Source organism: Halomonas sp. 3F2F (assembly GCF_014897805.1).
Classification (GTDB): Bacteria; Pseudomonadota; Gammaproteobacteria; order Pseudomonadales; family Halomonadaceae; genus Vreelandella.
In genome coordinates this window covers 1-1505 of record NZ_JABUZE010000077.1, presented here as the reverse complement: position 1 = coordinate 1505, position 1505 = coordinate 1, and the positions used below count along the sequence as shown (strand labels likewise).

Here is a 1505-nt window from a genome sequence, read left to right as displayed (position 1 = left end):
AATTACGGAAAAAGTAACTCGATAACTTTTGCATAACCACTTATGAGCCACAGCTTTTACAGCGAATTACTATGTTTTGTATATTTTCCCTCGGCATTCCCACAACCAAATGCGACTTACAACTACCACATACTAATGCCAATCCCACTTGGCAACCCGTAAATACGACTGTGCCTTCTCCGTTATAGATAAAAACCGATCTTGTATTAGGGTCTGGCTCGGGTATAACCTTTAAGGTATTAGTCTGTGTAATCTTCGGGACTTCAGGCTTCTTTACTTTTGGTCCATGACATTCTTTAAAAAGTAAACCTGAATCACAAGGACATGGTTCGTTTGGATCAATCTTGGCCATGTTTACTCTCTCACAACCGACATAGGTAGCTCTGAATCAATGTATCTCCCAAGATCAGGCACGTTTAGCTTCATTCGAGTAAGCATGATAAGAAGGTATGTAAAAAATCGTCCAAAAGTTCGATCTTCGGCGCCTTCCTTAATTATGCGAAGTAGCACTTCATCTTGTTCTTCCGAGTTTGAGCTACGCTTGTGTGCCGTCAGAACCAAATTGACAAATTCATCAGTATCAATCAATAGGTGCTTTTCGCCCTTTGTAAGGTTAACGCTTTCATAGCGAAGCAGGCCCTTTCCGAGAACGCACACTAGATTGCAAAAAAAATTAACATCGTAAACAGCGTGAGAATGAGCCATCCAATTATTCTTTAAAGAATCTAGTGAGTTCCCGGATAACTGAAACCCAAAGACAATACCGAACGGCCTGGAAGCTCTATGCACTGTTGCATATTCTCGAGTTTCTATTACACCTAAATCTCTTGGTGCTAGTTTTTTAAAAGATGTAATTTTACCAGCAGCATCGTCAAATTCAGCCTTCGACAGAGACGACTTTACTTCTATTATTCCATAAACACCCTCAATGGGAAGTATCGACGTTTTTCCAGCATACAGTACAGGGCAATTTACCGCGTCATAAATTATGATATCAATGGCATGTGAGCGTGAGCCTTCTTTTGTAATTACTTCACCTTTAGTCACACCATACCTTTTGGGTAAGTGCTTCTTAAGGAAGTCCATTAGAAACTCTTCTCTATTTTCACCTTTATCTCCGCTATGGTTTATAAAGCCAGATTCTTTGAATCTAGCTAACATAGTTGTTTCTATCGAAGAAAATAATTCATTCAAATCCATGCGATGATCTCATTGAAATTTAACGCCGCCATAAACGGCGCGAGCTTGCGAGCGTCCGGCGACCGTAGGGAGCGAATTTGATGGCTTTGTTAAGCCTATATATTTGAGAAACATGCATTAATGAACAATCGCGCAAATGGTGTTATTTCTATCGTTCCACGCTTAAATTTAACTTCTTGATCTTGAAGCTTGTTCTCTAGCTGAGAGTAGGTTTCTTTAGCATGGTTTTCCAGAGGTTCATATATATTCTCACCTCCCATATAAGTGAATCCGCATAAGTTATGGTGTATAAAGCGAGGCTTATA

The 1505-nt window shown here is 39.8% G+C and carries 3 protein-coding genes; all 3 read right to left on the bottom strand.

The annotated features are described in order from the left end of the window. Positions 1 to 40: 40 nt before the first annotated feature. The gene (locus tag INT21_RS20740; protein WP_193085090.1) at positions 41 to 352 is read right to left on the bottom strand and encodes an SEC-C domain-containing protein; all 312 of its coding nucleotides are present in this window, start codon (positions 350 to 352) and stop codon (positions 41 to 43) included. 2 nt (positions 353 to 354) lie between these two features. Further along, a complete protein-coding gene (locus INT21_RS09485; RefSeq protein ID WP_193085089.1) occupies positions 355 to 1200 on the bottom strand; it encodes a DUF6602 domain-containing protein in 846 nt (281 codons plus the stop codon). 95 nt (positions 1201 to 1295) lie between these two features. Further along, positions 1296 to 1505: DUF4393 domain-containing protein (locus tag INT21_RS09480; protein ID WP_226930618.1), on the bottom strand; the 210-nt coding region annotated here is incomplete at its 5' end.